Raw genomic sequence first — 23,425 nt, 5'->3', positions numbered from 1 at the left:
ACATGACCGACACGACCGCCAAGATCACCCTGGGAGACAAGAGCGTCGAGAGTCCGATACTGTCGGGAACCGTAGGGCCCGACGTCGTCGACATCCGCAAATTCTATGGCCAGACCGGCGCTTTCACCTACGATCCCGGTTTCACCTCGACCGCGAGTTGCGAGTCGAAACTGACCTATATCGACGGCGACGAGGGCGTGCTGCTCCATCGCGGCTATCCGATCGGCGAACTCGCCGAACATTCGAGCTTCATGGAAGTCGCCTATCTGCTCCTCAACGGCGAACTGCCGAGCGCCGACGAGCTGACCACGTTCGACAACACCATCACCCGCCACACGATGGTTCACGAGCAGCTCGCGACCTTCTATCGCGGTTTCCGCCGCGACGCGCACCCGATGGCGATCCTCTGCGGCGTCGTCGGCGCATTGAGCGCCTTCTATCATGACTCGACCGAGATCCACGACCCGCACCAGCGCATGATCGCCAGCCACCGGCTGATCGCGAAGATGCCGACGATCGCGGCGATGGCGTATAAATATTCGGTCGGCCAGCCCTTCGTCTATCCGCGCAACGACCTTGGCTATACGCATAATTTCCTGCGCATGACCTTCGGCGTTCCCGCCGAGGAATATGAGGTCGATCCGGCGGTCGTCCGCGCGCTCGACCGCATCTTCATTCTCCACGCCGATCACGAGCAGAATGCGTCGACTTCGACCGTCCGCCTCGCGGGCTCGTCGGGCGCCAATCCCTTCGCGTGCATCGCGGCGGGCATCGCCTGCCTGTGGGGCCCGGCGCATGGCGGTGCCAACGAAGCGGCGCTCAATATGCTGCGCGAGATCGGCCGCCCCGAGCGCATCCCCGAATATATCGCGCGCGCGAAGGACAAGGACGATCCGTTCCGCCTGATGGGCTTCGGCCACCGCGTCTACAAGAATTACGACCCGCGCGCGACGGTGATGCAGAAGACGGTGCGCGAAGTGTTCGCCGCGCTCAAGGTCAACGACCCGATGTTCGACGTCGCGCTGCAGCTCGAGGACATGGCGCTCAACGACGATTATTTCATCGAGAAGAAACTGTTCCCGAACGTCGACTTCTATTCGGGCGTCATCCTGTCGGCGATCGGCTTCCCGACGACGATGTTCACCGTCCTCTTCGCGCTCGCCCGCACCGTCGGCTGGGTCGCGCAGTGGAACGAGATGATCTCCGACCCCGCGCAGAAGATCGGTCGCCCGCGCCAGCTCTACACGGGCCCGACGCAGCGCACCTATGTGCCGGTGGAGAAGCGCTGAGCGGCATAAGAAATATTGTGCTCTCTCCCCTGAAGGGGAGAAGGCTTTCATTGCCTAATCCCGCGCCGGCAGGCTCAGCGTGAATCGCGCGCCCTGCCCCGGTGCGCTGTCGACGACAAGGTCGCCGTCCATCGCGCGCGCAAGCCGCCGGGCGATGTAGAGGCCAAGGCCCGAGCCGCCGCTGTCGGTGCGGCCGAGGCGTTCGAACTTTTCGAACACCACCGCCTGCTGATCGACCGAAATCCCCTGCCCCTGATCGGCGACGGTCACCGTCGCCCGGTCGTCCTCGCGGTCGACGCGGATCCAGATCAGCGAATTTTCGGGCGAATAGCGGATCGCATTGCCGAGCAGATTGAGCAGCACCTGCAGCACGCGGCGGAACTCGCCATAAGCGGGCGCCTGATCGTCGGTACGCGGCGCGTCGATCCGAATGCCCTTTTCCTCCGCCTTCATCCCGAGCAGCCCGACCGCGCGGCGCGCGAGGTCGCCAAGGTCGATCTCGTCGCGCGCGGCCTTGAAGCCGGGGCGCTCGATATTCTGAAGATCGGCGAGATCATCGACGAGGCCAAGCAGATGGCGTCCCGCATGGGCGATGTCGCCGGCGTAGCGCGCATAATCGGCGCGGATCGGGCCGTCGAACTGCCCCGAGATCGTCTCCGCGGTCGCGATGATCCGGCTCAGCGGTCCGCGCAGCGCGCCGTCGATCCGGCGGCCGAACTGCGGATCGGACAGCGGCAGCGACCCGAAGGCGGGGTCGGCCAGCGACCGCCCCGAGGCATCTTCTCGCCGCGAATCGGCGGGCATGGCCACGCCGCGAAACCCGGTAAAGCCCCCCGCCGCATCGAACAACGGATCGCCGGAGAGCGTCGTCGCGGCGCGGCCGCCAGCGGCGTCGATACGCGCGGACTGCGCTTCGAAAGGCGCCTGGCGCGCCAGCGCGCGCAGCACGGCGAAATGGCCGTCGCCATCGGGCTGAAGCTCGAACAGCTCGGACAGCGACCGTCCTTCCCAGCCCGCCGGGGGTGGCGGCGCCTCGACGCCGGCGCGCAGCGCGATCAGGCGCAGGCGGGCGTCGCACTCCCAGCTCCAGCCGCCGGCTGCGGCCGGCGGCGTGCCATGGGGCGGGGCCTGCGGCTGCGCTACCGGACGCGTTCGCCAATCGCTGATTTCGAGGCTGGCTCCGTCGGCGTCGGGAATGATGCGGACGAGCGCGTGGACGTCGCTGTGATCGTCGGCGGCGTGGAGTGGCCGGCTGATGTCGCGCTGGAGCCGCTGCGCGAGCGCGACGAGCCGCGCAAGATGCGGCAGCGCCAGCGGCTTTTCGAGTCCCGCACCCGCGCGCTGCTGGAGGCGCAGCAGCGGCGCATCGGCGCTGACCAGCGTGCCCGCTCGGTCGATCCGGCCACGAACGATGCGCGCGCTCATGCTTCGCCATCCGGTGGAGGCGCCACGCGCTCGGCGCGGGCTGCGAGCAGCGCCGCATAATCCTCATCCGCCGCCCCGCCGCCCGAAATCGTGCGGCCGGGCAGCAGCGTCAGCGACGCCTCGAGCGGCGCGAGCGCCATCCGGTCGACGCGCAGCGGTGCGAGCAGCGACGGCAACGCCGCGGTTTCCGCGGTCAGCAGCGTCAGCGCCATCTCGCCATAGCGGCGGCGATGCGCGGCCGCGGCGAGCGCGATCAGCGCGGGCCAGTCGTGCCGCGCGATCGTCGCCGCAGCAGCCTCGGCGAGCGCGCCCTCGGCTTCAAGCGCGCGATGCCAGCGCGCGGCCGCCGCGTCGATCCCGGCCTCGCCCGCTTGCGCGGCCAGCGCGGCACGCACCGCATCGCCGAGCCGCGCCGCTTCCGCCCCGGCTTTTCCCAGCTCGACCAGCCGCCAGGCCGCGATATCGAGCAGCAACGCGCGAAACAGGTCGGCATCGAGATCCGCGACCGCGATGCAGGGATTGCCCAGCGCGTCGGTGCGGCGCCGGTCGGCGATCTGCAAGGCCAGATAGCCGCGATCGATATCGGTCATCGGCGCGTCCACGGCCGGCATGCCGTCCGCTTCGTCCGCGCCGGCCGTTTCTTCGGGCGAAGGAATCCGCGGCGGCGCGGCGCGCAGCGCCGATTGCTCGCGCCAGCGATGCTCCTCGGCGCGAGCGAAACAGGGGGCGGCAAGCCGCTCGGCGCCCGGTAGCCCGCCCTCGATCCAATCGAGCCAGAGCGTTGCCGGATCGATCGCCGCATCGAGCCGCGCCGCGACGTCGGCAACCAGCCGCCGCGCGATGCCGAGCGCCAGCGCGCGCTGTTCCTCGGTCAATCGCGCCGCGCCCGGAGCGGCGAGATAATCCGCCATTTCCTTGAGGCGCGCCGACAGAGGCAGCGACGGCAGTCCGGTGCCGGGCGAGGCGAGGAGATCACGCATGCACGATCGCCAATAGCAGCATGGCGTTAACGCGCTCTAAACCTTCAAGGACGTTGTTTTAACGCGCTTCGGGCCGCCGCGCGAGGCGGATCCACAGCAGGATCTGAAGCAGCGCGAGCAGCGGCAGGATCGCGAACATCGGCGCCGCGAAGCCGAAGAGCAGCGATGGCGCGAGCATGATCCATGCCTGGTCGGCATCGGGCAGCAGCCAGTGAAAGCGACGCTTCTCTCCCGAATCCTCATAGAGCCAGCGCGCCAGCAGGATCGCGGCGGCGAGGCATGGGGCGAGCGCCGCCTCGGCGAACGGCGGCGCCTTGTGCTCGGCCCCGGCCAGGGACAGCAGCCAGGGAAAGATGGCGAGCAGCACCCAGGCGAAGGTGCGGATGATCTCGCGCCAACGGTCCTGGCCCGCGCTTTCGGCGCGAAAGGCCGACAGGAAACGCATCGCGGCGAGGCCGAGACCGCCGAACACCGCGGCGAGCGCGCCCGCGGCGGCGAGCCCGCTCGCAGCGAGCAACGCGACGATGACCCACAGAAGGCCGGTGACATAGGGCAGATAGCGCGCGGTCGCGGGCGATTTGACCAGCAGCGGCCCGGCGAGCCGCACCAGCGGCATCATGATCGCCGACCGCCCCAGGCCCATCCCGCCATATTCGACCCGCTGCAGGCTCGATTGCTCGATCAGCGCCGCGGTCGGACGGTCGGCGACGATCGCGATCTCGCCCTGTTCGAACAGGGCGGGTTCGCAATAGAGCCGCCGCGCACCCGCCTGCACCGCGAGGCGGAGCAAGGTCAGCATCATGTCCCACTCGCCCGGCATCGCCGCGAGCTCGGCGACCATCGGCGGAGAAATACAGGCGAGCCCGCCCCAGCGTCGCGTCGCGTCGATCCGCTCGAACCCCTGCGTCAACACGGTGTCGCCGGTAACGAGGATCGCCGGCGTCCCGGGTTTCGCGATCGCCGCATAGTGCGTTCCGCCCGCGCGCAGCCCGTCGGCGACTAGGATGATCCGGTCGTCCTCCTCGACGAGCGCCATCAGGTCGGACGCCGTGCGTACCGAGGTCACCCGCATCCCCCGGCGGCGGATGCGGTCGCAGGTCGCGAGCAGTTCGGCGGGCACCGCGCCCACCGCGACCGCGATATGGGTGACGCCGACGTCGGCGAGCCGCACCGCCTGCCGCTCGATCAGCGTCTCGCCCGCGATCGAAACGAGCGCGCGCAGCCCTCCGTCGGGCAAGGTTTCGCTGGCGCCGACCAGCGCGATCAGGGCCATGGGGCGGCACCGGGCGGAAAAGCTCTCATCGCGCGAGAGCTTTACGGCGGCATCCGCGATTGGCAAGCCGCTTGTCAGCCGTCATGACGCCATGAAACGCGACGAAGAAGCCGCGATTCTACCGCACCCGCACCCGCGAAAAAATCTGCCCGAATCAGGCCGAATCGCTGGCCTTTTCCCCCGCCATCGGCTAGTCCGGTGCCACCTCCCGAAAGAACCAAAAAGGCCGGGTCTTGACCGAAGAAAATACGCCTGTGCAGCCGTCCGAGGACGGCGTTTCGCCGATCAATATCGTCGATGAAATGAAGACGTCCTACCTCGATTACGCGATGAGCGTGATCGTCAGCCGCGCGCTCCCCGACGTGCGCGACGGGCTGAAGCCGGTGCACCGCCGCATCCTCTACGCGGCGCAGGAAGGCGGCTTCGTTCCGGGCCGTCCGTACAAGAAATCGGCGAAGATCGTCGGCGACGTGATGGGTAATTATCACCCGCACGGCGACAGCGCGATCTACGATGCGCTCGCGCGCATGACGCAGGACTGGTCGCTCCGTGTTCCGCTGATCGACGGCCAGGGCAATTTCGGCTCGATGGACCCCGATCCGCCGGCGTCGATGCGCTACACCGAGGCGCGCCTCGCCAAGACCGCGATGGTGCTGCTGAACGACCTCGACAAGGATACCGTCGACTTCCAGCCCAATTACGACGCGAGCCGCGACGAGCCGACCGTGCTCCCGGCGCGCTTCCCCAACCTGCTCGTCAACGGCGCGGGCGGTATCGCGGTCGGCATGGCGACCAACATCCCGCCGCACAACCTCGGCGAAGTGGTCGACGCCACCCTCGCGATGATCGACCGCCAACTCGAAGGCGGCGCGCCGATCACGCTCGAGGAGCTGATGGCGATCGTCCCCGGCCCCGACTTCCCGACCGGCGCGATGATGCTGGGCCAGGGCGGCGCGCGCAACGCCTACGCCACCGGCCGCGGCTCGATCATGATGCGCTCGACGCATGTGATCGAGGAAGGCAGGAACGACCGCCAGTCGATTGTTTTAACGTCGATTCCCTTTCAGGTCGGCAAGTCGGGCCTCGTCGAGAAGATCGCCGAGGCGGCGCGCGACAAGCGCATCGAGGGCGTCGCCGATATCCGCGACGAATCGAACCGCGAGGGCGTGCGCGTCGTCATCGAGCTGAAGCGCGACGCGACCGCCGAGGTCGTGCTCAACCAGCTCTGGCGCCATACGCCGGCGCAGTCGAGCTTCCCCGCGAACATGCTCGCGATCCGCGGCGGCCGCCCCGAGATGCTCGGGCTCCAGGACATTCTCACCGCCTTCATCGCCTTCCGCGAAGAGGTGATCACCCGTCGCTGCAAATTCGAACTCGCCAAGGCGCGCGACCGCGCGCACATCTTGCTCGGCCTCGTCGTCGCGGTCAGCAATCTCGACGAGGTCGTCCGCATCATCCGCGGCTCGCCCTCGCCCGCCGCGGCGCGCGAAGCGTTGCTCGCGCGCGAATGGCCGATCGGCGAGATCGCGCCCTATATCCGCCTCGTCGAAGCGATCGATGGCGAGATGGAGGACAGCGCCACCTATCGTCTGTCCGAAGTGCAGGTGAAGGCGATCCTCGACCTCCGCCTCCACCGCCTCACCGCGCTCGGCCGCGATGAAATCGGCAAGGAACTCGGGGAGTTGGCGGCCGAGATTGAGGAACTGCTTTCGATCCTCGCGGATCGCGTGAAGCTTTATGGCGTGATGCGCGAGGAACTGGTCGCGGTGCGCGACGAATTCGCGACGCCGCGCAAGACGCTCGTCGCTCCCGCCGCCGACGGCATCGACGACGAGGATCTGATCGAGCGCGAGGAGATGGTCGTCACCGTCACCATGGACGGCTATATCAAGCGCACCCCGCTCGACACCTTCCGGGCGCAGAGGCGCGGCGGTAAGGGTCGCGCCGGCATGGCGACCAAGGACGAGGACGTCGTCACCGAACTGTTCGTCACCTCGACGCACACGCCGGTGCTCTTCTTCTCGACGCTCGGCAAGGTCTACCGCATGAAGGTGTGGCGCCTCCCCGAGGGCGGACCCGCGACGCGCGGGCGGCCGATGGTCAACCTGCTGCCGCTGGCGCAGGGGGAGACGATCTCGACCGTGCTGCCGCTCCCCGAGGACGAGGCCGAATGGGGCAAGCTCCACGTCATGTTCGCGACCGCGAAGGGCAGCGTGCGCCGCAACAGCATGGACGCCTTCACCAACGTCCCGTCGAACGGCAAGATCGCGATGAAGTTCGAAGGCGAGGATGAGGACGACCGGCTGATCGGCGTCGCGCTGCTCGGCGACAATGACGACGTCCTGCTCGCGACGCGGCAGGGCAAGGCGATCCGCTTCGCGGGCGACGAGGTGCGCGAGTTCCAGAGCCGCAATTCGACCGGCGTGCGCGGAATGAAGCTCGCCAAGGAAGACGACGAGGTCATCTCGCTGTCGATCCTCCACCGCGGCGGAATGCGCGACCAGGAGGAGCGCGAGGATTATCTGCGCTTCGCACCGTGGAAGGCCGAAAAGGAAGGCGCGCCGAACATGTCGGCGGAACGCTTCGCCGAGTTGTCGGGCCGCGAGCAATTCATCCTCACCGTCTGCTCGGGCGGTTATGGCAAGCTGTCGTCGGCCTATGAATATCGCCGCACCGGCCGCGGCGGCCAGGGCATCACCAATATCGACAATATCGCCCGCAACGGGCCCGTCGTCGCGAGTTTCCCCGCGACGCAGGCGCATCAGTTGATGCTCGTCACCGACCAGGCGAAGCTCATTCGCATGGGGCTCGATTCGCTACGCGTCATCGGGCGCGGCTCGGCCGGCGTACGCCTGTTCGACGTCGCCGAGGGCGAGCATGTCGTCTCGGCAGCGCTGATCGAGGAGAGCGAGGAGGAAGCGGGCGACGAGAGCGCGGCGACGGAAACCGAAACCGCGACCGGCGAGACGGGCGGCGAATGACCGCCGCCACCGCCTTCAAGATACTGACCGCCCAGCAATGGGCCGATTTCGAGCGCGAGCGCGTCTTCCGCGGCGCGCCGGTCGATGTCGCCGACGGCTATATCCATCTGTCGACCGCCGACCAACTCGAAGGCACGCTCGAAAAGCATTTCGCCGGACAAAGCGACCTGCGGATCGTCGAGGTCGACCTCGCGCAGCTCGAAAAGATGGTCCGGTGGGAAGAAGCGCGCGGCGGCGCCCTCTTCCCGCATCTCTATGGCGAATTGCCGATGCACGTGGTCGTGGGGCTCAGCAGGCGGGATTGATGCGCCGCGCCCCTGTACGGGCGTGATGATAGCTTCCGATTGACCCCCTGCACCAAACGGCGCAGCATCGCGCCATGACGATCACCATCGCCCCCAGCGGCCAAGCCTGCGGTGCGCGCGTGACCGGCGTCGACCTGACACAGCCGCTCGCCACCGAAACCGTCGCCGACATTCGCAAGGCATGGCTCGACCACCATGTCCTCGCCTTCCCGGATCAGGCGATGAACGACGACGATCTCGAACGCTTCACCGGCTATTTCGGCGGCTTCGGTGATGATCCCTTCATCAAGCCCATTCCGGGCCGCAAGCATATCATCGCCGTGAAGCGCAAGGCCGACGAGACCGCGCCGCTGTTCGCCGAAAACTGGCATAGCGACTGGAGTTTCCAGGCGCGGCCGCCCGCGGGCACCTGTCTGTTCGGCATCACCATTCCGCCCGTCGGCGGCAACACCGATTTCGCGAACCAGCATGCGGCGCTCGACGCGATGCCCGCCGAACTGCGTCGGCGCATCGAGGGCCGCAACGCGATCCACAGCGCGCGCGGTGGCTATGCGCCTTCGGGCATGTACGGCGCCAGGGACCCCAAAGGCATCGGGGGCCGAAGCATGGATATCCGCTCCAGCGAAGACGCGCTGGCGACGCAGGCGCACCCGTTCATCCGCAGGCATCCCGAAACCGGCCGCGAGGGGCTGTTCGGCTGTGCCGGCTATATCATCGGCATCGAGGGCATGGACGATGCGGAGGCGCTGCCTCTGCTCTACGAACTGCTGCATTGGCAGGGCGGCGAGCCATTCCGCTATAACCACCAGTGGGAGCCCGACATGCTGATCATGTGGGACAATCGCTCGGTCCTCCACCGCGCGACCGGCGGCTACGAGGGCTACGACCGCCTGCTTCACCGCACGACGATCGCGGCGTGGGACGGATAGCGAAACCCTCCGCATAAGCCATGCGTTGCTCCTGCAGGAAGGAGCCCGACCATGACCCTAGCTCACGACACGCTCGTCCTCGTCGCCGATGGCCGCAAGGCGCTGTTCCTGCGCAATCACGGCGACGACCAGCAGATCGACCTGCGCACCCAGTCGCATCGGGCGCGCGAGGATCGCAAGGACAGCGACATCAAGACCGCGCCCGCCGGCCAGTCGCCCGCGCCCGCGGGAACCGGTCTCGCCGGCGGAACGATGACCGAGCCCGATTTCCATCAGCAGGAAGAGGACCGCTTCGCGCGCGATCTCGCCGAAAAAGTCAATGCGATGGCGCTGGCGGGCGCATTCGACGCATTGGTGGTAATCGCGCCGGCCCGCACCATGGGCGAACTGCGTCCGCTCTGGCACAAGGAAGTGACCGCCCGCCTCGTCGGCGAGCACGTCAAGGAAATGACCGACCGGCCGATCCCCGATATCGAGGCGTTGCTTGTCGGCGAGCCGGCTCCGCCTTCCTGATCAGGCGCGCGCCTCTTTCGACAGCGTCGACACCACCCCCCATGCGATGAGCGCCTGCCCGCCGAAATAAAGCGGCCAGACGAGCCACATCGTGACGTCTTTCGAGAGCATGCCACCCTCGCCCGCGAAGATGAACAGGTCGCTCGCGAGGAACAGCATCGCGCCGATGCCGGTGCGATAGCGCGGAAAGCGGCTGGTCCACGCCGCGGCAGCCATCGCCGCGACGAACAGCGAATAGACGGCGGCGTGCCACCAGCCGGGCGCCGGGTTCAGCATGCCCCACACGATCACCAGCGTCGCCGGCATCACCAGCCAGCCCAGCAGACGTTGCGACACCGTCGTCGCGGGCCGCCGGTTGGTCAGGTACAGAATGATCGCGACGACATGCCCTATCACGAAAGCCACCGCCCCGGTCTCGAGCCCCTTCGCGTCGAGGAGCCAGTCGCCGAGCGCTCCGAAACCGAGCGCCGCGGCGATCAGCCAGCCATTCCTTTCGCGCGCGTTCGCCGCGGCCCAAAGCGCGAGAAGGGCAACGCCGCTCGTCTTCCACGCCCAGATCGGCGGCCCGTCGAGTCGCTGGTACACCGCCGCGAAGAAACTGATCCCGCCGGCGAGCGCCAGCCACCATAACCACCGCGCCCGATCCCAGCCCTGTTCGCCCGACATCATCTGCCCCCTTTGCATCTTGTTCCGAACCCGCCTAGTGCGCGGTGCCTGTTATCGATCTCTCGTCCCGTTCAAGTCATTCAATGCGCGGGCAACCGAACGCAAGTCAAACGGATAGGATATGGCGGACCACGACATTCAGATCATCGGCGGCGGTCTCGCGGGCTCCGAGGCGGCGTGGCAGCTTGCCGAGGCGGGTTATCGCGTCCGCCTGTCCGAAATGCGCGGCGGCGGCGACATGACTCCGGCGCACCAAGGCGACACGCTCGCCGAGATGGTGTGCTCGAACAGCTTCCGCAGCGACGACGGCGACAGCAATGCCGTCGGCCTGCTCCACCGCGAGATGCGCGCGCTGGGCTCGATCATCATGCGCGAGGCCGACGCGACCAAGGTGCCCGCGGGTTCGGCGCTCGCGGTCGACCGCGATCTTTTCTCGGGCGGCGTGACGAAGCTGCTTTCGGAGCATCCGAACGTCACCGTCGTCCGCGAACGCATCGACACGTTGCCGCCCGAAGGCATGACGATCGTCGCGACCGGTCCGCTCACCGCCGCGGGTCTCGCGGAGAGCATCGGCGCGGCGACCGGCAAGGATGCCCTCGCCTTCTTCGATGCGATCGCCCCCATCGTCTACCGCGACAGCATCGACATGGACGTCGCGTGGATGGCGAGCCGCTGGGACAAGGTCGGGCCGATCGGCGACGGCAAGGATTATATCAACTGCCCGATGGACAAGGATCAATATCACGCCTTCGTCCAGGGACTCGTCGATGGCGACAAGACCGATTTCAAGGACTGGGAGACCGACACCCCCTATTTCGAAGGCTGCATGCCGATCGAGGTGATGGCCGAACGCGGCCGCGAAACGCTGCGCTTCGGCCCGATGAAAGGCGTCGGCCTCGACAATCCGCGCACCGGGCGCTGGCCCTATGCCGTCGTCCAGCTTCGCCAGGACAATGCGCTCGGCACGCTGTGGAACATGGTCGGCTTTCAGACCAAGCTGAAGCATGCGGCGCAGGTCGAGCTGTTCCGCACCATCCCCGGTCTCGAAAAGGCCGAGTTCGCGCGTCTAGGCGGGCTCCACCGCAACAGCTTCATCCGCTCGCCCGAGCTGCTCGACGGCCAGCTTCGGCTCAAATCGGCGCCGCATATCCGCTTCGCCGGACAGATCACCGGCTGCGAAGGCTATGTCGAAAGCGCCGCGATCGGCCTCGTCGCCGCGCGCTTCGCGGCCGCCGAACTCGCCGGCCGCACCCTGCCCCCGCCGCCGCCCGAAACCGCACTCGGCGCGCTGCTCGGGCATATCACCGGCGGCGCGGACGCCGCGAGCTACCAGCCGATGAACGTCAACTTCGGCCTTTTCCCGCCGCTCGCGGAGGATGTGCGAAAAAAGGACCGCAAACTCGGCTACACGAGACGGGCGGGCGAGGCGCTCGCCGAATGGATAAAGCTGACCGATGGCGTGGTCACCTAGGGGCCGTTGCGGCCGCTTTGGGGTGGAGAGCGGACGTTTCGGAGCAACGTCATTTTGACCGGCTTGAGTTACCAAATCCTCTTGGCGACCATGCCACCGAAGATTGACACAGACAGGCCGATCGAACCGAGCACGAGCCAAAGCATGTTGAAATTCGAATAGGAATCTTGGCGAGCCTCCTGCGGGTTTGAGCGCAAGTAATAGACCTTTTCCTGCTCGCCCACTTCGAACAGACCGATTCCATAAATAGAGTTCACGCGATAAAGGACCCCATCGACCTCATATTGCAGAACACCCATTTCAATCTGGTGATCTAGAGATTGATCCGGGTTCACGTATGTTGCCATGGTGGCAATCCCATCTCGCCGAAATCGCTGATCATCTTGAAGACCGGTAACTGCGGCAAACAAAGCGCCCGCTCCCCAAATCGCAAAGAAAGCACGAGCAAACAAAAAGGTGCGGTTCTTTCGTCGGCCAACATTCTCTTTGAGCTCGCGATCGCCGGGCACCGTAACGCGCGAACCGATCGCTCGCTCGAACCCTTTCTCATCATGCAGCACCACCTCAAGCGGCGCGGGTCCGCCGCGAGTGAATTCGATTCGTAGTGCCTTTTGGAATAGCGAGGACATTGGTTTCACAGAGGCAACGGTGCCAACCGGTACCTTGATATCTAGCCCGTAAATCTCAGACAGAAACATGAGGTTGAATGGAAACTGAGGCGTTATGATCAGCTGCCCTTTTCGCACCGCCACGAGAAGGCATCGGCTAGCGCCGCCAATCTTCGACAATGGGCTCTTGAGCGATCGTCCAGAGCATCCCTTCTCACCGAACTCAGCGTCGTCAGGCAGCCGAGGGAAAATGGGCTCGCCCTTCGAGCGGCGATACCAGATGGAAACCACCACAAAACCAAGAACCCACAGAAGGGGAGTGAAGAAAATCCATTGGGGCATCGTCAATCATACCCTTTCCGTCGCAACGCTCGCATCGGTGGCTCTGGTTCGGTTTTGGCTGCTTCCCAAGATTGCGCAACGTCCGCAACCGGTCGCTTGTTTGCAGACACTCAGCAACTGCACTTCGGTTTCGCCGCCCGTTTCGGCGCCGTGGTCGCGAACTCGACCCGCGTCAGGTCCCCCGATCTGTCGGCATCGGCGCCCGCGAAGCGATCGCTCGTCGCCGCCGCCCATTCCTCGAAGCTCAGCAGATTATTGCCGTCCTTGTCGAGCTTGCGAAAGGCCGCGGTACGCGTCGACATCATCTCGACCCGGCTGATCCGTTCGTTCCGGTCGCGGTCGTAGCGGTTGAAGCGGCGTTCCTCGCGCGATTCGGCCTTGGCGGCGGGCAAGGCGGGCGGCGCGGCGCCGCGCTTCGGCGCGCTGCTTCCCGCCACCGGAATCGCGGGCAGCGCGGGCGGCGGCTGGGGCAGGACCTCGTCCGCGGCGATCTGGCTATAGCCCTCCCACAGGAAGACGCCGCCGGTCAGAAGCAGCGCGCTCGCGACACCGCCGATCAGAAAACGTGAAACCGCCATCCCCCATCCCCCGCGCCGGTCGGCCCGGCTGGGATCACGCTATCACGCCGCGGCGGCGACCCGCAACCGACGCCGCCAGATCGGTGGCAAATCATGATCGCCAAGATTGTTCAAAACCGCCCCCATCATTGCTATATCCGATCAATGCAGAACTACCTCCCGTCGCTGAAGCAGATGCAATATCTCGTCGCGCTCCATGAGCACGGCCATTTCGGGCGCGCCGCCGATGCCTGCAACGTCACCCAGTCGACGCTGTCGGCGGGCATCCGCGAGCTCGAAACGCTGCTTGGCCAGACGCTGGTCGAGCGCACGCGCCGCGTCGTGCGCTTCACCATGCTCGGCAATGCTATCGTCGAAAAGGCGCACCGCGTGCTGCGCGAGGCCGAGGAGCTCGCCGACATGGCCGCCGCCGCCGCGGCGCCGCTCGTCGGCGAACTGCGCATGAGCGTCATCCCGACCATCGCCCCCTTTCTCCTCCCCGGCCTTCTGCCCCGGCTCCGCAAGGAGCGGCCGTCGCTGAAGCTCTTCCTGCGCGAGGAACCGAGCGCGCAGGCATGCGAGTCGCTCCATCATGGCGCGGTCGACTGCGTGCTTCTCGCCCTCCCCTACGCGTGCGGCGACGTCGAGGCCGAGACGCTGTTCGACGACGCGCTGTTCGTTGCCTTTCCTGGCGACCAGGCCGAGGAGCTGCCGGCCATGGTCAGCGCCGACCAGATCGACCCCGCGCAGATGCTGATGCTCGAGGACGGTCATTGCCTGAAGGACCATGCGCTCGCCGCGTGCAACCGCCCCGAGCTGCGTGCCGGGGCGCGGATGATGGGCACCTCGCTCCATACGCTCGTCCAGATGGTCGACAACGGCCTCGGCATCACGATGTTGCCGCAGATGGCGATCGAAGCCGGCATCCTCGACCACACCGACATAGACACCCGACCGCTCGATTCGGAGCACGACTGGCGCACCATCGCGCTCGTCTGGCGCAAGGGCAGCCCGCGCGCCGACGAGTTCAAGATGCTCGCCGATATCTTCCGCAAGCATAAGGCGAATTAAGCACCCAAACTCTTCGCGTCACCCCGGGCTTGATCCGGGGTGCATAGCGCCGCTGCGGCATCGATGCCGGATCAAGTCCGGCATGACGATGGTGGTGGGCAGAATTCAATCCCACCGCTCCGCACGCGCATGATCGCCCTCGCGCTGCTCGACCCATGCCGCGCGCCCGTCGGCGAAGGTCTCGCGCTTCCACAGCATCACGTCGGTCTTCAGCCGGTCGATCAGATATTCGGTCACCGCGAGCGCCTCGGCGCGGTGCGGGCTGCTCGCGAGGACGAGGACGATGGTGTCGCCCGGCGCCATCGCCCCGACCCGGTGGATCAGCGTCAGCGCCCCGAGCCGCCAGCGCGCCGCGGCCTGCGTCGCCAGCTCGTCGAGCCCGCGCGCGGTCAGCACCGGATGATGATCGAGGAACAGCTCGACGAGCCCGTCATCGCCGCGAACGCGGCCGATGAAGCTCGCGCTCGCGCCATGCCCGCCCGCATCGTGCGCCGCGAGCTCGGCCGCGACGTCGATAGGCTCGGGGCGGACGTCGACGCGGATCATCCCCCCGTCACCGGCGGAAACAGCGCGACCTCCTCGGCGTCGCCGATGACGGCATCGGCGCCGACCATCGCCCCGCCGAGCGCGGCGCGAATGCGATGCGGCTCGGCAAAGGCGCGCGCGCCGCGCGCGTCGCGCGTCGCGAGCCAGCGCACCAGATCGCCGACCGTCGCGATGCCCGTGGGCAGCTCGACCGCTTCCTCGGCGATTCCCATGCGCTCGCGCACCCAGGCGAAATAGGCGATCCGCATGTGTCCGCCTCAGTCCATATGCTTCAGGCCGACGCGCAGATAATCCCAGCCGGTGATCAGCGTCAGCACCGCCGCGCCCCACAGCGAGGCGAGCCCGACGGTCTTGACCCACGCCATCGCGGGCACGGCACCCGCGAGGATCAGCGCGCCGAACGCGATCAGCTGGAACGCGGTCTTCCATTTGGCGAGCCGGGTGACCGGCATCGACACCTGCAGGGTCGCGAGGAACTCACGCAGGCCCGACACGATGATCTCGCGCAGCAGGATGACCAGCGCGGCGATCACATGATAACCCGCAATGTCGCGCGTGAAGACGAGCAGCAGGATCACCGCCGCGATCATGATCTTGTCGGCGATGGGGTCGAGAAAGATGCCAAGCCGCGACACGGTGCCGCGCGCCCGCGCAACATAGCCGTCAAAATAATCGGTAATGCCCATCAGGCAGTAGAGGCCGAAGGCGAAGGCGTAATCGATCGGCTTCGGCTGATGCCCGCCTTCGACGACGCCGGGCCACAGCAGGAAGAGCAGGATGGGAACCGCCAATATCCGCGACAATGTCAAAAGATTGGGAAGGCTGAGCATGATCCCCGATTTCCACCGCGGCGGCGCGACTGTTCCAAAATGGGCTTTGACCCCGCTTCCCCTAACCGATAAGCCCCCCGGGCGACAACCATATTGCCCCGCGGGGCCGGTGGCGAAGCGAGTTGGGGTGGAAAAAGTGGGTTACGCATGACCGGTTCCTTTGCGCTGATGAAGCAACGCCGGTTCCTGCCCCTGTTTGCGACCCAGTTCCTCAACGCCTTCAACGACAATTTCTACAAGATGGCGATGGTGATCCTCGTCACCTTCACCATCTACAAGGATCCCGAGACCGAGGCCTGGTTCAACGCGCTGGCGGGCGGCCTCTTCATCCTGCCCTTCTTTCTCTTCTCGGCGCTCGCGGGGCAGCTTGCCGACAGCACCGACAAGACGCGGATGATCCGCATCATCAAGAGCGCCGAAATCCTGATCATGATCGTCGGCGGCGCCGGAATCTGGCTCCACAACGTGCCGCTGATGCTCCTCGCGCTCTTCTCGATGGGGATGCACTCGACCTTCTTCGGCCCGATCAAATATGCGATCCTGCCCCAGCATCTGCACGAGGACGAGGTGCTCGCGGGCACCGGCTGGGTCGAGGCGGGGACCTATATCGCGATCCTCGGTGGCACCATCGTCGGCGGGCTGACCCCGCCCCATTTCGCGATCGTCGGCATTATCGCGGTGGCGCTGGTCGGGCGGCTGACCGCCGGCTTCGTGCCGTCCGCGCCGCCCGAGGCGGAAGCGCGTGATCTCGTCATCGATCACAACGTCTTTCGCTCGTCGTGGCAGATCGTCAATTCGACGATGCACATCCCGCGCCTGTTCCTCGCAATCGTCTCGATCAGCTTTTTCTGGGCGATCGGCGCGATCCTCGCGGCCCAATTCCCGCCGCTGGTGAAAAATGCGCTCGGCGCCGACAACACCGTCGCGACCCTGTTCACCGCCATCTTCTCAGTGGGCGTCGCGATCGGCTCGATCGTCGTCAACCGGCTGCTCAAGGGGCATGTGTCAGCGCGCTATTCGCCGGGATCGGTGATCGTGATGGGGGTGTTCGTCGTCGACCTGTGGCTGTCGGTGCGCGGATGGCAGCACGCCGACGGCACGCTGATGGCGTGGCGCGAATTCCTGTCGCTGCGCGCGGGCGACCGCATCATCCTCGACCTGCTCGGCATCGCGATCGCGGGCGGCATGTTCGTCGTGCCGCTTTATGCCTTTCTGACCACCACGGTCGCCAAGTCGCAGACGGCGCGGACGATCGCCGCGAACAATATCGTCAATTCGGGGTTCATGGTGGCGGCGACGCTGATCCTCAGCGTGCTGATCGGCATGGGGCTGACGATCGACGACACGCTGCTGATGGTCGCGGCGATGTGCCTCGTTTCCGCTTGGCTCGCCTGGAAACTCCACAAGGCCTGCGACTAGGCGGTGGCTTCCGACCGATTGCGGACATTTGGATTTTAAGGCAGGTAGCCGTGCATGCGCTTAAGATACTGCTTTTTGGCAATGTTGATGATTGGAGGGTGCGCCTCCGGCTCAACCTCTCCAATTCGAGACGTGAAACTCTCTGAACCCGAAGTCGTCAGGTCACTCGATCTAAGAAAGCGTTACGGACTTCCCATTCCGCGTAGCTCGACGATAATCTACATCGATAGCGTCGCCGTCCATCATACATACAACGAAGCAAGCACCATCGTTTGGCGAGACACCTCAGGGGTGTGGCGCTGGAGTCAGGCAAGCGAAGAGGGGCCGGGCGGCCTTCTACCAGTCGAAAGAAAGCTAGAGTATTTTAAGGAAGCCGAACTTTCGCGCGCGCAAGGTGATGTGCTGGACCGTATTATCCGCAACCCTCGTTTATACAGCGATAAAATCACCACTTCAGGTCATGTCGGTATCGGCGCACCATTTCATGTGATGTCAATTGTCTCATCTCACGGCCGTGCAACCCTAAAATGGAGTGCAAGGCTGCGTGGTGATGGGGGAGGCATCGCCGATATCGCTCTTGGACACAATTAGCGTCCGCTTCCCACCCCAAAGCGGACGCAACCGCTACCGGCCCACGCCTCAGAGCAGAAACATCATCGTCGCGGTAAAAAACACCGCGAAACTCTCCAGAAACAGCCGCACGTCGCTGCTGCTCGCGAACATCGGTCGCGGGCGGCGTTCCTCGGCCAGCGCGCGGCGCAGCGCGCCTTGCCAGTCCTGCGGCGCGCTCAGCCGCGCGATCGCCAGTTGCCGTGCGCCATGGTCGCGCACGCGGCCGCGAATGTCGATGCGGAGATCGGGGTCGAGTCGGTCCATGCCCCGACGCTAGGAAGGTCTTAACGAAGTGGTAAGGTTAAAAAGTCGTTAACGCGGCGAGCGTCCCGTCGCGGGACGCCTTTCTGCGCGGCGCCTAACGCGGCGGCGCGGCGATCCGCACGGCGCGCCGGTCGCCGGCGCCCGCCTGGAACGGCTTGCAGCGCTGCGGCCGCATCCGCGGCCCGAGGCAGATGCGCACCTCGTCGAGCCAACCCTTGCGGTCGGTCGCCACCGCGATCATCGACGGCGCGACCCCCGGATTGACCCCGGCAAAGGCGGCGCGAACCGACCCCGCGGTCTGCGGCTGCGCCGCGAGCGCCCGCATGTCGGGAAAGCGCACCGCGCCGAACAATATTTCGGCGGCGCGGAAATAGGCGGCGGGATGCGGGCTCATACAGGTGCCGTGCTTCGCCCATTCGTGCTGCAGAAGCTGCGCCGAGGGGGTCATGCACATATGGCGGCGCAGGATCGCCGTGGGCACGATCTTCGCCGGGCGGCACCATTGCGGATAGGCGGGGCCATCGGATTCGGGCCACAATCCGTGAAGCACCCAGCCGAAGCGCCCGCCCTCGCCCGCACATTGGAAGCGGTCGCGCGGCGCCTTCGGATTGCGCACGCTCGCGCAATGCTGCGGCGACCAGCTCATGGCGAGCAGATAGCCCGCGATCTTCGGGCTGCGCGCCGGTTCGCCACGCCGCGGCTTCTCGATGCGCGGGACCGAAACGCGGTCGGGCGCCGTGCAGGCAAGCGCCTGCGCATGGGCGGCGGCAGGCAAGAACAGGATATGGGCCGCCAGAGCCATTCCCAATCGTCGCCCCCGCAGAGGCGGGGGCCGCTGGCGGTCTTGCGCCATCCCGACGGCGGCCCCCGCCTTCGCGGGGGCGACGGCATGATCCCGCCCGATATCAGGCCAGCGCAAAATCGAGCCCGATATCGGCGGCCGGCGCCGATTGGGTCAGCCGTCCGACCGACACATAGGTCACCCCCGTTTCGGCGATCGCGCGAATCGTGTCGAGCCGCACCCCGCCCGACGCCTCGGTCGGGACGCGGCCCGCGACCAGAGCGACCGATTCGCGCAGCGCCGCGAGGTCCATATTGTCGAGCAGCAGGTGCGTCGAACCCGCGGCCAGCGCGGGCGCCACCTGGTCGACGCGGTCGACCTCGACGATGATGTTCGCGATCTTCGCATCGACGGCACGCCGCACCGCTTCCTCGACCGATCCGGCGACCGCGACATGATTGTCCTTGATCATCGCCGCGTCCCACAGCCCCATGCGATGATTGGTCGCGCCGCCCATGCGCGTCGCATATTTTTCGAGCACGCGCAGCCCGGGGATCGTCTTGCGCGTGTCGAGCAGCGTCGCGCCCGTGCCCGCGATCGCGTCGACATAGGTGCGCGTCATCGTCGCGATGCCCGACAGATGCTGGACGGTGTTGAGCGCCGACCGCTCGGCGGTCAGCATGGCGCGCGCATTGCCCGACAGGCGGACGAGATCGGTGCCGGCGGCAACTTGCGCGCCCTCCTCGACCAGCACCTCGATCGCCATGTCGGGCGCGAGCGCACGGAAGAAGCGCTCAGCGATGGGCAGCCCCGCGACGGTGATCGCGTCGCGGCTGTCCATCACCCCCTCGAAGCGCGCATCGGCAGGAATCGTCGCCAGCGACGTGATGTCGCCGCCGCTGCCGAGATCCTCGGACAGCGTGGCGCGGACGAAGGCGTCGAGGTCGAAGCCAGGGAGCGTGAAATCGGTCATGGCCCCCGCGATAAAGGCTGAGTCCGGCAAATCAACTTGACGTTTACGTCAACTGGCGCTGACATGGGCATCGATAACCAAGCCCAGCGTTCGTCATTGCGAGGAGCCGAAGGCGACGCGGCAATCCAGAGCGGCGGGTACCGCCCTGGATTGCTTCGCTCCGCTCGCAATGACGAAACGGGAAATCGGGAGAAGAAGAATGCAATCCCCCATCTGCGCCCTGCTCGGCATCGAATTCCCCCTCCTCGCCTTCTCGCATTGCCGCGACGTCATCGTCGCAGTGTCGAAAGCGGGCGGCATGGGCGTCTTCGGCGCTGCCGCGCTGCCGCCCGAACGGCTCGAGGAGGAGCTGGCGTGGATCGACGCGCATATCGGCGGGCGTCCCTATGGCGTCGACCTGATCGTCCCCAACAGCTTCGCCGGCAAGGGCGAAGCACCATCGGCCGGCACGCCCCGGATCCCCGAGGCGCATCTGCAGTTCGCGGCCGATATTCTCGGCAAGTTCGACGTCGACGCCGAAGGGCTCGAGGATGCGATGGCGGCGCGGCAGAGTTTTGGCGAGAATATGCATGAGGATGGCGCGGCGAAACTGCTCGAGGTCGCCTTTCGCCACCCGATCAAGCTGATCGCCAACGCGCTCGGCGTGCCGCCGCAACTGATGCTCGACCTCGGCAAGCGGCACGGCGTGCCGGTCGCCGCCTTGGTCGGCACCCGCGATCACGCGCTGGCGCAGGTGCGCGCCGGGGTCGATATCCTCGTCGTCGCGGGCGGTGAGGCGGGCGGCCATTGCGGCGAAGTCGCGACGATGGTGCTCGTGCCCGAGGTCGCGGCGGCGCTCGATGCGATCGGCGACTCGACGCCGATCCTCGCCGCGGGCGGTATCGTCACCGGGCGCCAGATGGCCGCCGCGATGGCGATGGGCGCGCACGGCGCCTGGTGCGGATCGGTATGGCTGACCACCGCCGAAGCCGAGACCAACCCGGTGGTAAAGGACAAGATGCTCGCCGCGAGCGCGCGCGACACGGTGCGATCGAAGAGCCGCACCGGCAAGCCCTCGCGCCAGCTCCGCTCGCCGTGGACCGACGCATGGGAAGCCGAGGGCGCGCCCAGGCCTCTGCCCATGCCGCTCCAGTCGCTGGTCAGCGAACCCGCGCTGCGCAAGGTCGATAAACTATCGGAAGGCGGCCACGAAGGCGCGAAGGCGCTCACGACCTATTGGGTCGGCCAGGGCGTCGGGCTGATGAACGAGGCGATGGGCGCCGGACAGGTCGTCCAGGCCTTCAAGGAAGACTGGATCGCCGCCTGTGAGCGATTGAACGGATTCGTGGAGGATTGACGAGCCGATCCTCCCTGTCGCGCAGCGATGGGGAGGTGGCAGCCCGCAGGGCTGACGGAGGGGCCGAGCGCGAAGCGCTCGCTGCGCTCGGCCCCTCCACCATCCTTCGGATGGTCCCCCTCCCCATGCCTTCGGCACGGGGAGGATCGACGAAACGACTTACGAAACCGTCGCTTTCACGATCTTGCCGGGCTCGCGCGGCGGTTCGCCCTTCGGCAGCGCGTCGACATTGTCCATGCCTTCGATCACCTCGCCCCAGACGGTATACTGGTTGTCGAGGAAGCGCGCATCCTCGAAGCAGATGAAGAACTGGCTGTTCGCGCTGTTCGGATTCTGCGCGCGCGCCATCGAACAGACGCCGCGGACGTGCGGCTCGCTATTGAATTCGGCGGGCAGGTCGGGGAGCTTGCTGCCGCCCATGCCGGTGCCCGTCGGGTCGCCGCCCTGCGCCATGAAGCCGGGGATCACGCGGTGAAAGACGACGCCGTCGTAGAAGCCTTCGCTGGCGAGCTGGCTGATCCGTTCGACATGCTTGGGGGCGAGATCGGGGCGCAGGCGGATGACGACGTCGCCGGTCGACAGCGACAGGGTAAGGGTCTGATCGGACATGGAAGGCTCCTCAAGATTGGGTTGGCGGTGCCATAGCGGGCGCGGGCGGCAAAGCCACGCATTAATTGCCCGTCCGGGCCCTGGCGGCGTTGCCAAGGCGCGGCTCCGGGACTAGGGGGAAATTCGGTTCACGGGCTGTTTCGGCCGATCATGTCAGGGAGGGCCGCGCGATGGACGAACGCGAAGATTCCCTGCCCCCGCAAGACGATGTCCTGACCGATGACCGTGACCGGGGCCTCGCCCCCGCGGCGCAGGAACCCGATACCGAGCTCGACGAGGACGATCGGCTGAAGCCCGAATTCGTCAGCGACGTGCTCGCGCTCGCCGAGGCGGGCGAGCATGAAACGGCGCGCGAACGCATCGGCCGCCTTCACCCCGCCGACATCGCCGACCTGTTCGAGCTGGTGTCCGACGAGGACCGCCCGCTGCTCGCCTCGGTGCTCGGCGATCTGCTGTCGCCCGACGTGCTCGCCGAGATGAACGAGCATGTGCGCGAGCGGCTGATCGACCTGCTCGCGCCCGAACAGGTGGCCGAAATCGCGTCCGAACTCGATACCGACGACGCGGTCGCGATCATCGGGGACATGGAGGAGGACGAGCAGCAGGCCGTCCTCCAGGCGATGGAGCCCGAGGATCGCGCCGCGATCGAGGACGCCCTCTCCTTCCCCGAGGAATCGGCCGGTCGCCTGATGCAGCGCGACCTGGTCGCGGTGCCCGAGCATGTCAGCGTCGGCGACGTCATCGACCGGCTGCGCGAAGATACCGACCTGACGAGCGATTTCTGGGAAATCTTCGTCGTCGACCCGATGCACCGCCCCGTCGGCACCTGCCAGCTGAGCTGGATCCTGCGCACCCCGCGCGACATCGCGATCAGCGACGTGATGAAGCGCGAACAGACGCTGATTTCGGTCGATATGGACCAGGAGGAAGTCGCCCTCCGCTTCCAGAAATACGCCCTGATCTCGGCCGCCGTCGTCGACAGAGCCGGCAGGCTCGTCGGCATGATCACCGTCGACGATATCGTCCACATCATTCAGGAAGAGGCGGGCGAGGACATCTTGCGCCTGTCGGGCGCGGGCGACGGCGACATCAACGAGCCGATCCGCGAAACCTATGCTGCGCGGGTACGCTGGCTGATCGCCAATCTCGGCACCGCCCTCGTCGCCTCGTCGATCGTCGGCCTGTTCGGCGGCGCGATCGAGCATATGGTCGCGCTTGCCGCCCTGATGCCGATCGTCGCCGGGGTCGGCGGCAATGCGGGGACGCAGACGCTCGCGGTCACCGTCCGTGCGCTGGCGATGAACCAGCTCACCGATTCGAATAGCTGGCGCGCGGTCTGGCGCGAGATGAAGATCGCGCTCCTCAACGGCGGCACGATCGCGCTGATCGCCGGCGTCGCGACCGCGCTCTGGTTCGGCAATCCCGCGCTCGGTGCGGTCATTGCTGCCGCGATGATCGTGAACATCTTCGTCGCCGGCGTCGCGGGGGTCGCGATCCCGCTCCTGCTCGACCGGCTCGATCAGGATCCGGCGGTCGCCAGTTCGATTTTCGTTACCATGACGACCGATTCGATGGGCTTTCTGGCCTTTCTGGGGCTCGCGGTGGCGAGCGGGCTCACCAGCCTCTGACCGGCAAAGCGCTGGAA

At 66.6% G+C, this 23,425-nt stretch carries 24 protein-coding genes; 11 read left to right on the top strand and 13 right to left on the bottom strand.

The annotated features are described in order from the left end of the window. Nucleotides 1–2: 2 nt before the first annotated feature. Nucleotides 3–1,289 carry a citrate synthase gene (locus tag CD928_RS16855; protein ID WP_095388251.1) on the top strand — a complete coding sequence of 429 codons (1,287 nt, stop codon included), beginning with the start codon at nucleotides 3–5 and terminating at the stop codon, nucleotides 1,287–1,289. A gap of 54 nt (nucleotides 1,290–1,343) precedes the next feature. On the opposite strand, the gene CD928_RS16850 is transcribed toward CD928_RS16855, so the two are convergent. The 3 genes from CD928_RS16850 to CD928_RS16840 are packed head-to-tail and all read right to left on the bottom strand — an operon-like array spanning nucleotide 1,344 to nucleotide 4,967. Continuing rightward, a complete protein-coding gene (locus CD928_RS16850) occupies nucleotides 1,344–2,714 on the bottom strand; it encodes a sensor histidine kinase KdpD (RefSeq protein ID WP_095388250.1) in 1,371 nt (456 codons plus the stop codon). Then, nucleotides 2,711–3,694, bottom strand: a complete 984-nt coding sequence (locus tag CD928_RS16845; RefSeq protein WP_176473616.1) for a hypothetical protein — start codon at nucleotides 3,692–3,694, stop codon at nucleotides 2,711–2,713. Before CD928_RS16845 ends, CD928_RS16850 begins: the two co-directional genes overlap by 4 nt. Before the next feature lie 58 nt (nucleotides 3,695–3,752). Then, nucleotides 3,753–4,967 (bottom strand): hypothetical protein, encoded by a 1,215-nt coding sequence (locus CD928_RS16840; RefSeq protein WP_095388249.1) that lies wholly within the window; start codon nucleotides 4,965–4,967, stop codon nucleotides 3,753–3,755. 233 nt (nucleotides 4,968–5,200) lie between these two features. Between CD928_RS16840 and gyrA the strand changes: the two genes are divergently transcribed. From gyrA to CD928_RS16820, 4 genes are all read left to right on the top strand, one after another. Continuing rightward, a complete protein-coding gene (gene gyrA / locus CD928_RS16835; protein ID WP_176473615.1) occupies nucleotides 5,201–7,948 on the top strand; it encodes a DNA gyrase subunit A in 2,748 nt (915 codons plus the stop codon). Next, nucleotides 7,945–8,253: a DUF952 domain-containing protein gene (locus CD928_RS16830; protein ID WP_095388248.1), complete on the top strand. Its 309-nt coding sequence runs from the start codon at nucleotides 7,945–7,947 to the stop codon at nucleotides 8,251–8,253. Before gyrA ends, CD928_RS16830 begins: the two co-directional genes overlap by 4 nt. Before the next feature lie 74 nt (nucleotides 8,254–8,327). Continuing rightward, the gene (locus CD928_RS16825; RefSeq protein ID WP_095388247.1) at nucleotides 8,328–9,182 is read left to right on the top strand and encodes a TauD/TfdA family dioxygenase; all 855 of its coding nucleotides are present in this window, start codon (nucleotides 8,328–8,330) and stop codon (nucleotides 9,180–9,182) included. A gap of 51 nt (nucleotides 9,183–9,233) precedes the next feature. Then, nucleotides 9,234–9,695 carry a host attachment family protein gene (locus tag CD928_RS16820; RefSeq protein ID WP_095388246.1) on the top strand — a complete coding sequence of 154 codons (462 nt, stop codon included), beginning with the start codon at nucleotides 9,234–9,236 and terminating at the stop codon, nucleotides 9,693–9,695. Here the strand turns inward: CD928_RS16820 and CD928_RS16815 are convergent, their stop codons facing one another. Next, nucleotides 9,696–10,361, bottom strand: a complete 666-nt coding sequence (locus CD928_RS16815; RefSeq protein ID WP_095388285.1) for a lysoplasmalogenase — start codon at nucleotides 10,359–10,361, stop codon at nucleotides 9,696–9,698. A gap of 121 nt (nucleotides 10,362–10,482) precedes the next feature. Between CD928_RS16815 and trmFO the strand changes: the two genes are divergently transcribed. After that, the gene (gene trmFO / locus CD928_RS16810; RefSeq protein WP_095388245.1) at nucleotides 10,483–11,832 is read left to right on the top strand and encodes a methylenetetrahydrofolate--tRNA-(uracil(54)-C(5))-methyltransferase (FADH(2)-oxidizing) TrmFO; all 1,350 of its coding nucleotides are present in this window, start codon (nucleotides 10,483–10,485) and stop codon (nucleotides 11,830–11,832) included. Between the two features lie 68 nt (nucleotides 11,833–11,900). Here trmFO and CD928_RS16805 read toward each other — a convergent pair whose 3' ends face one another. Continuing rightward, a complete protein-coding gene (locus tag CD928_RS16805; protein ID WP_141237182.1) occupies nucleotides 11,901–12,788 on the bottom strand; it encodes a hypothetical protein in 888 nt (295 codons plus the stop codon). A 104-nt stretch (nucleotides 12,789–12,892) separates the two neighbouring features. Further along, on the bottom strand, nucleotides 12,893–13,360 hold the full coding sequence (locus CD928_RS16800) for an EF-hand domain-containing protein (protein ID WP_095388243.1): 468 nt from the start codon (nucleotides 13,358–13,360) through the stop codon (nucleotides 12,893–12,895). 144 nt (nucleotides 13,361–13,504) lie between these two features. Here CD928_RS16800 and CD928_RS16795 point away from each other — a divergent pair, with 144 nt between their 5' ends. Next, nucleotides 13,505–14,410 (top strand): hydrogen peroxide-inducible genes activator, encoded by a 906-nt coding sequence (locus tag CD928_RS16795; RefSeq protein ID WP_095388284.1) that lies wholly within the window; start codon nucleotides 13,505–13,507, stop codon nucleotides 14,408–14,410. Nucleotides 14,411–14,515: 105 nt separating this feature from the next. Here CD928_RS16795 and CD928_RS16790 read toward each other — a convergent pair whose 3' ends face one another. Genes CD928_RS16790 through pgsA form a run of 3 tightly spaced genes read right to left on the bottom strand, consistent with a single transcriptional unit; the run spans nucleotide 14,516 to nucleotide 15,786 of the window. Further along, nucleotides 14,516–14,956 carry a molybdenum cofactor biosynthesis protein MoaE gene (locus CD928_RS16790; protein WP_095388242.1) on the bottom strand — a complete coding sequence of 147 codons (441 nt, stop codon included), beginning with the start codon at nucleotides 14,954–14,956 and terminating at the stop codon, nucleotides 14,516–14,518. Then, nucleotides 14,953–15,204 (bottom strand): molybdopterin converting factor subunit 1, encoded by a 252-nt coding sequence (gene moaD / locus CD928_RS16785; protein WP_095388241.1) that lies wholly within the window; start codon nucleotides 15,202–15,204, stop codon nucleotides 14,953–14,955. The genes CD928_RS16790 and moaD overlap by 4 nt, the downstream gene beginning before the upstream one ends. Nucleotides 15,205–15,213: 9 nt before the next feature. Further along, entirely contained in the window at nucleotides 15,214–15,786 is a 573-nt protein-coding gene (gene pgsA, locus CD928_RS16780) for a CDP-diacylglycerol--glycerol-3-phosphate 3-phosphatidyltransferase (RefSeq protein WP_095388240.1), read from the bottom strand. A gap of 147 nt (nucleotides 15,787–15,933) precedes the next feature. Between pgsA and CD928_RS16775 the strand changes: the two genes are divergently transcribed. Further along, complete coding sequence (locus tag CD928_RS16775) at nucleotides 15,934–17,205, top strand: MFS transporter (RefSeq protein ID WP_095388239.1); 1,272 nt, start codon at nucleotides 15,934–15,936, stop codon at nucleotides 17,203–17,205. A gap of 75 nt (nucleotides 17,206–17,280) precedes the next feature. Next, the gene (locus CD928_RS23100) at nucleotides 17,281–17,796 is read left to right on the top strand and encodes a hypothetical protein (RefSeq protein ID WP_141237181.1); all 516 of its coding nucleotides are present in this window, start codon (nucleotides 17,281–17,283) and stop codon (nucleotides 17,794–17,796) included. Between the two features lie 48 nt (nucleotides 17,797–17,844). Here CD928_RS23100 and CD928_RS16770 read toward each other — a convergent pair whose 3' ends face one another. The 3 genes from CD928_RS16770 to nadC form a co-directional block, all read right to left on the bottom strand. Continuing rightward, nucleotides 17,845–18,081: a hypothetical protein gene (locus CD928_RS16770; protein ID WP_095388238.1), complete on the bottom strand. Its 237-nt coding sequence runs from the start codon at nucleotides 18,079–18,081 to the stop codon at nucleotides 17,845–17,847. 94 nt (nucleotides 18,082–18,175) lie between these two features. After that, on the bottom strand, nucleotides 18,176–18,883 hold the full coding sequence (locus tag CD928_RS16765) for a ribonuclease T(2) (RefSeq protein ID WP_095388237.1): 708 nt from the start codon (nucleotides 18,881–18,883) through the stop codon (nucleotides 18,176–18,178). 103 nt (nucleotides 18,884–18,986) lie between these two features. Next, nucleotides 18,987–19,835 carry a carboxylating nicotinate-nucleotide diphosphorylase gene (nadC, locus tag CD928_RS16760; RefSeq protein ID WP_095388236.1) on the bottom strand — a complete coding sequence of 283 codons (849 nt, stop codon included), beginning with the start codon at nucleotides 19,833–19,835 and terminating at the stop codon, nucleotides 18,987–18,989. A 199-nt stretch (nucleotides 19,836–20,034) separates the two neighbouring features. On the opposite strand from nadC, the gene CD928_RS16755 reads away from it, so the two are divergent. Then, a complete protein-coding gene (locus CD928_RS16755; RefSeq protein WP_095388235.1) occupies nucleotides 20,035–21,171 on the top strand; it encodes a nitronate monooxygenase family protein in 1,137 nt (378 codons plus the stop codon). A gap of 159 nt (nucleotides 21,172–21,330) precedes the next feature. On the opposite strand, the gene CD928_RS16750 is transcribed toward CD928_RS16755, so the two are convergent. Beyond that, nucleotides 21,331–21,780, bottom strand: a complete 450-nt coding sequence (locus CD928_RS16750) for a peptidylprolyl isomerase (protein WP_095388234.1) — start codon at nucleotides 21,778–21,780, stop codon at nucleotides 21,331–21,333. 170 nt (nucleotides 21,781–21,950) lie between these two features. Here CD928_RS16750 and mgtE point away from each other — a divergent pair, with 170 nt between their 5' ends. Continuing rightward, the gene (mgtE, locus tag CD928_RS16745; RefSeq protein WP_095388233.1) at nucleotides 21,951–23,408 is read left to right on the top strand and encodes a magnesium transporter; all 1,458 of its coding nucleotides are present in this window, start codon (nucleotides 21,951–21,953) and stop codon (nucleotides 23,406–23,408) included. Nucleotides 23,409–23,425 lie beyond the last annotated feature (17 nt).

It is taken from the genome of Sphingopyxis sp. GW247-27LB (assembly GCF_002277025.1).
GTDB lineage: Bacteria > Pseudomonadota > Alphaproteobacteria > Sphingomonadales > Sphingomonadaceae > Sphingopyxis.
The sequence above is the reverse complement of the archived record's forward strand: the minus strand, read 5'-3'. Positions and strand labels throughout refer to the sequence as shown.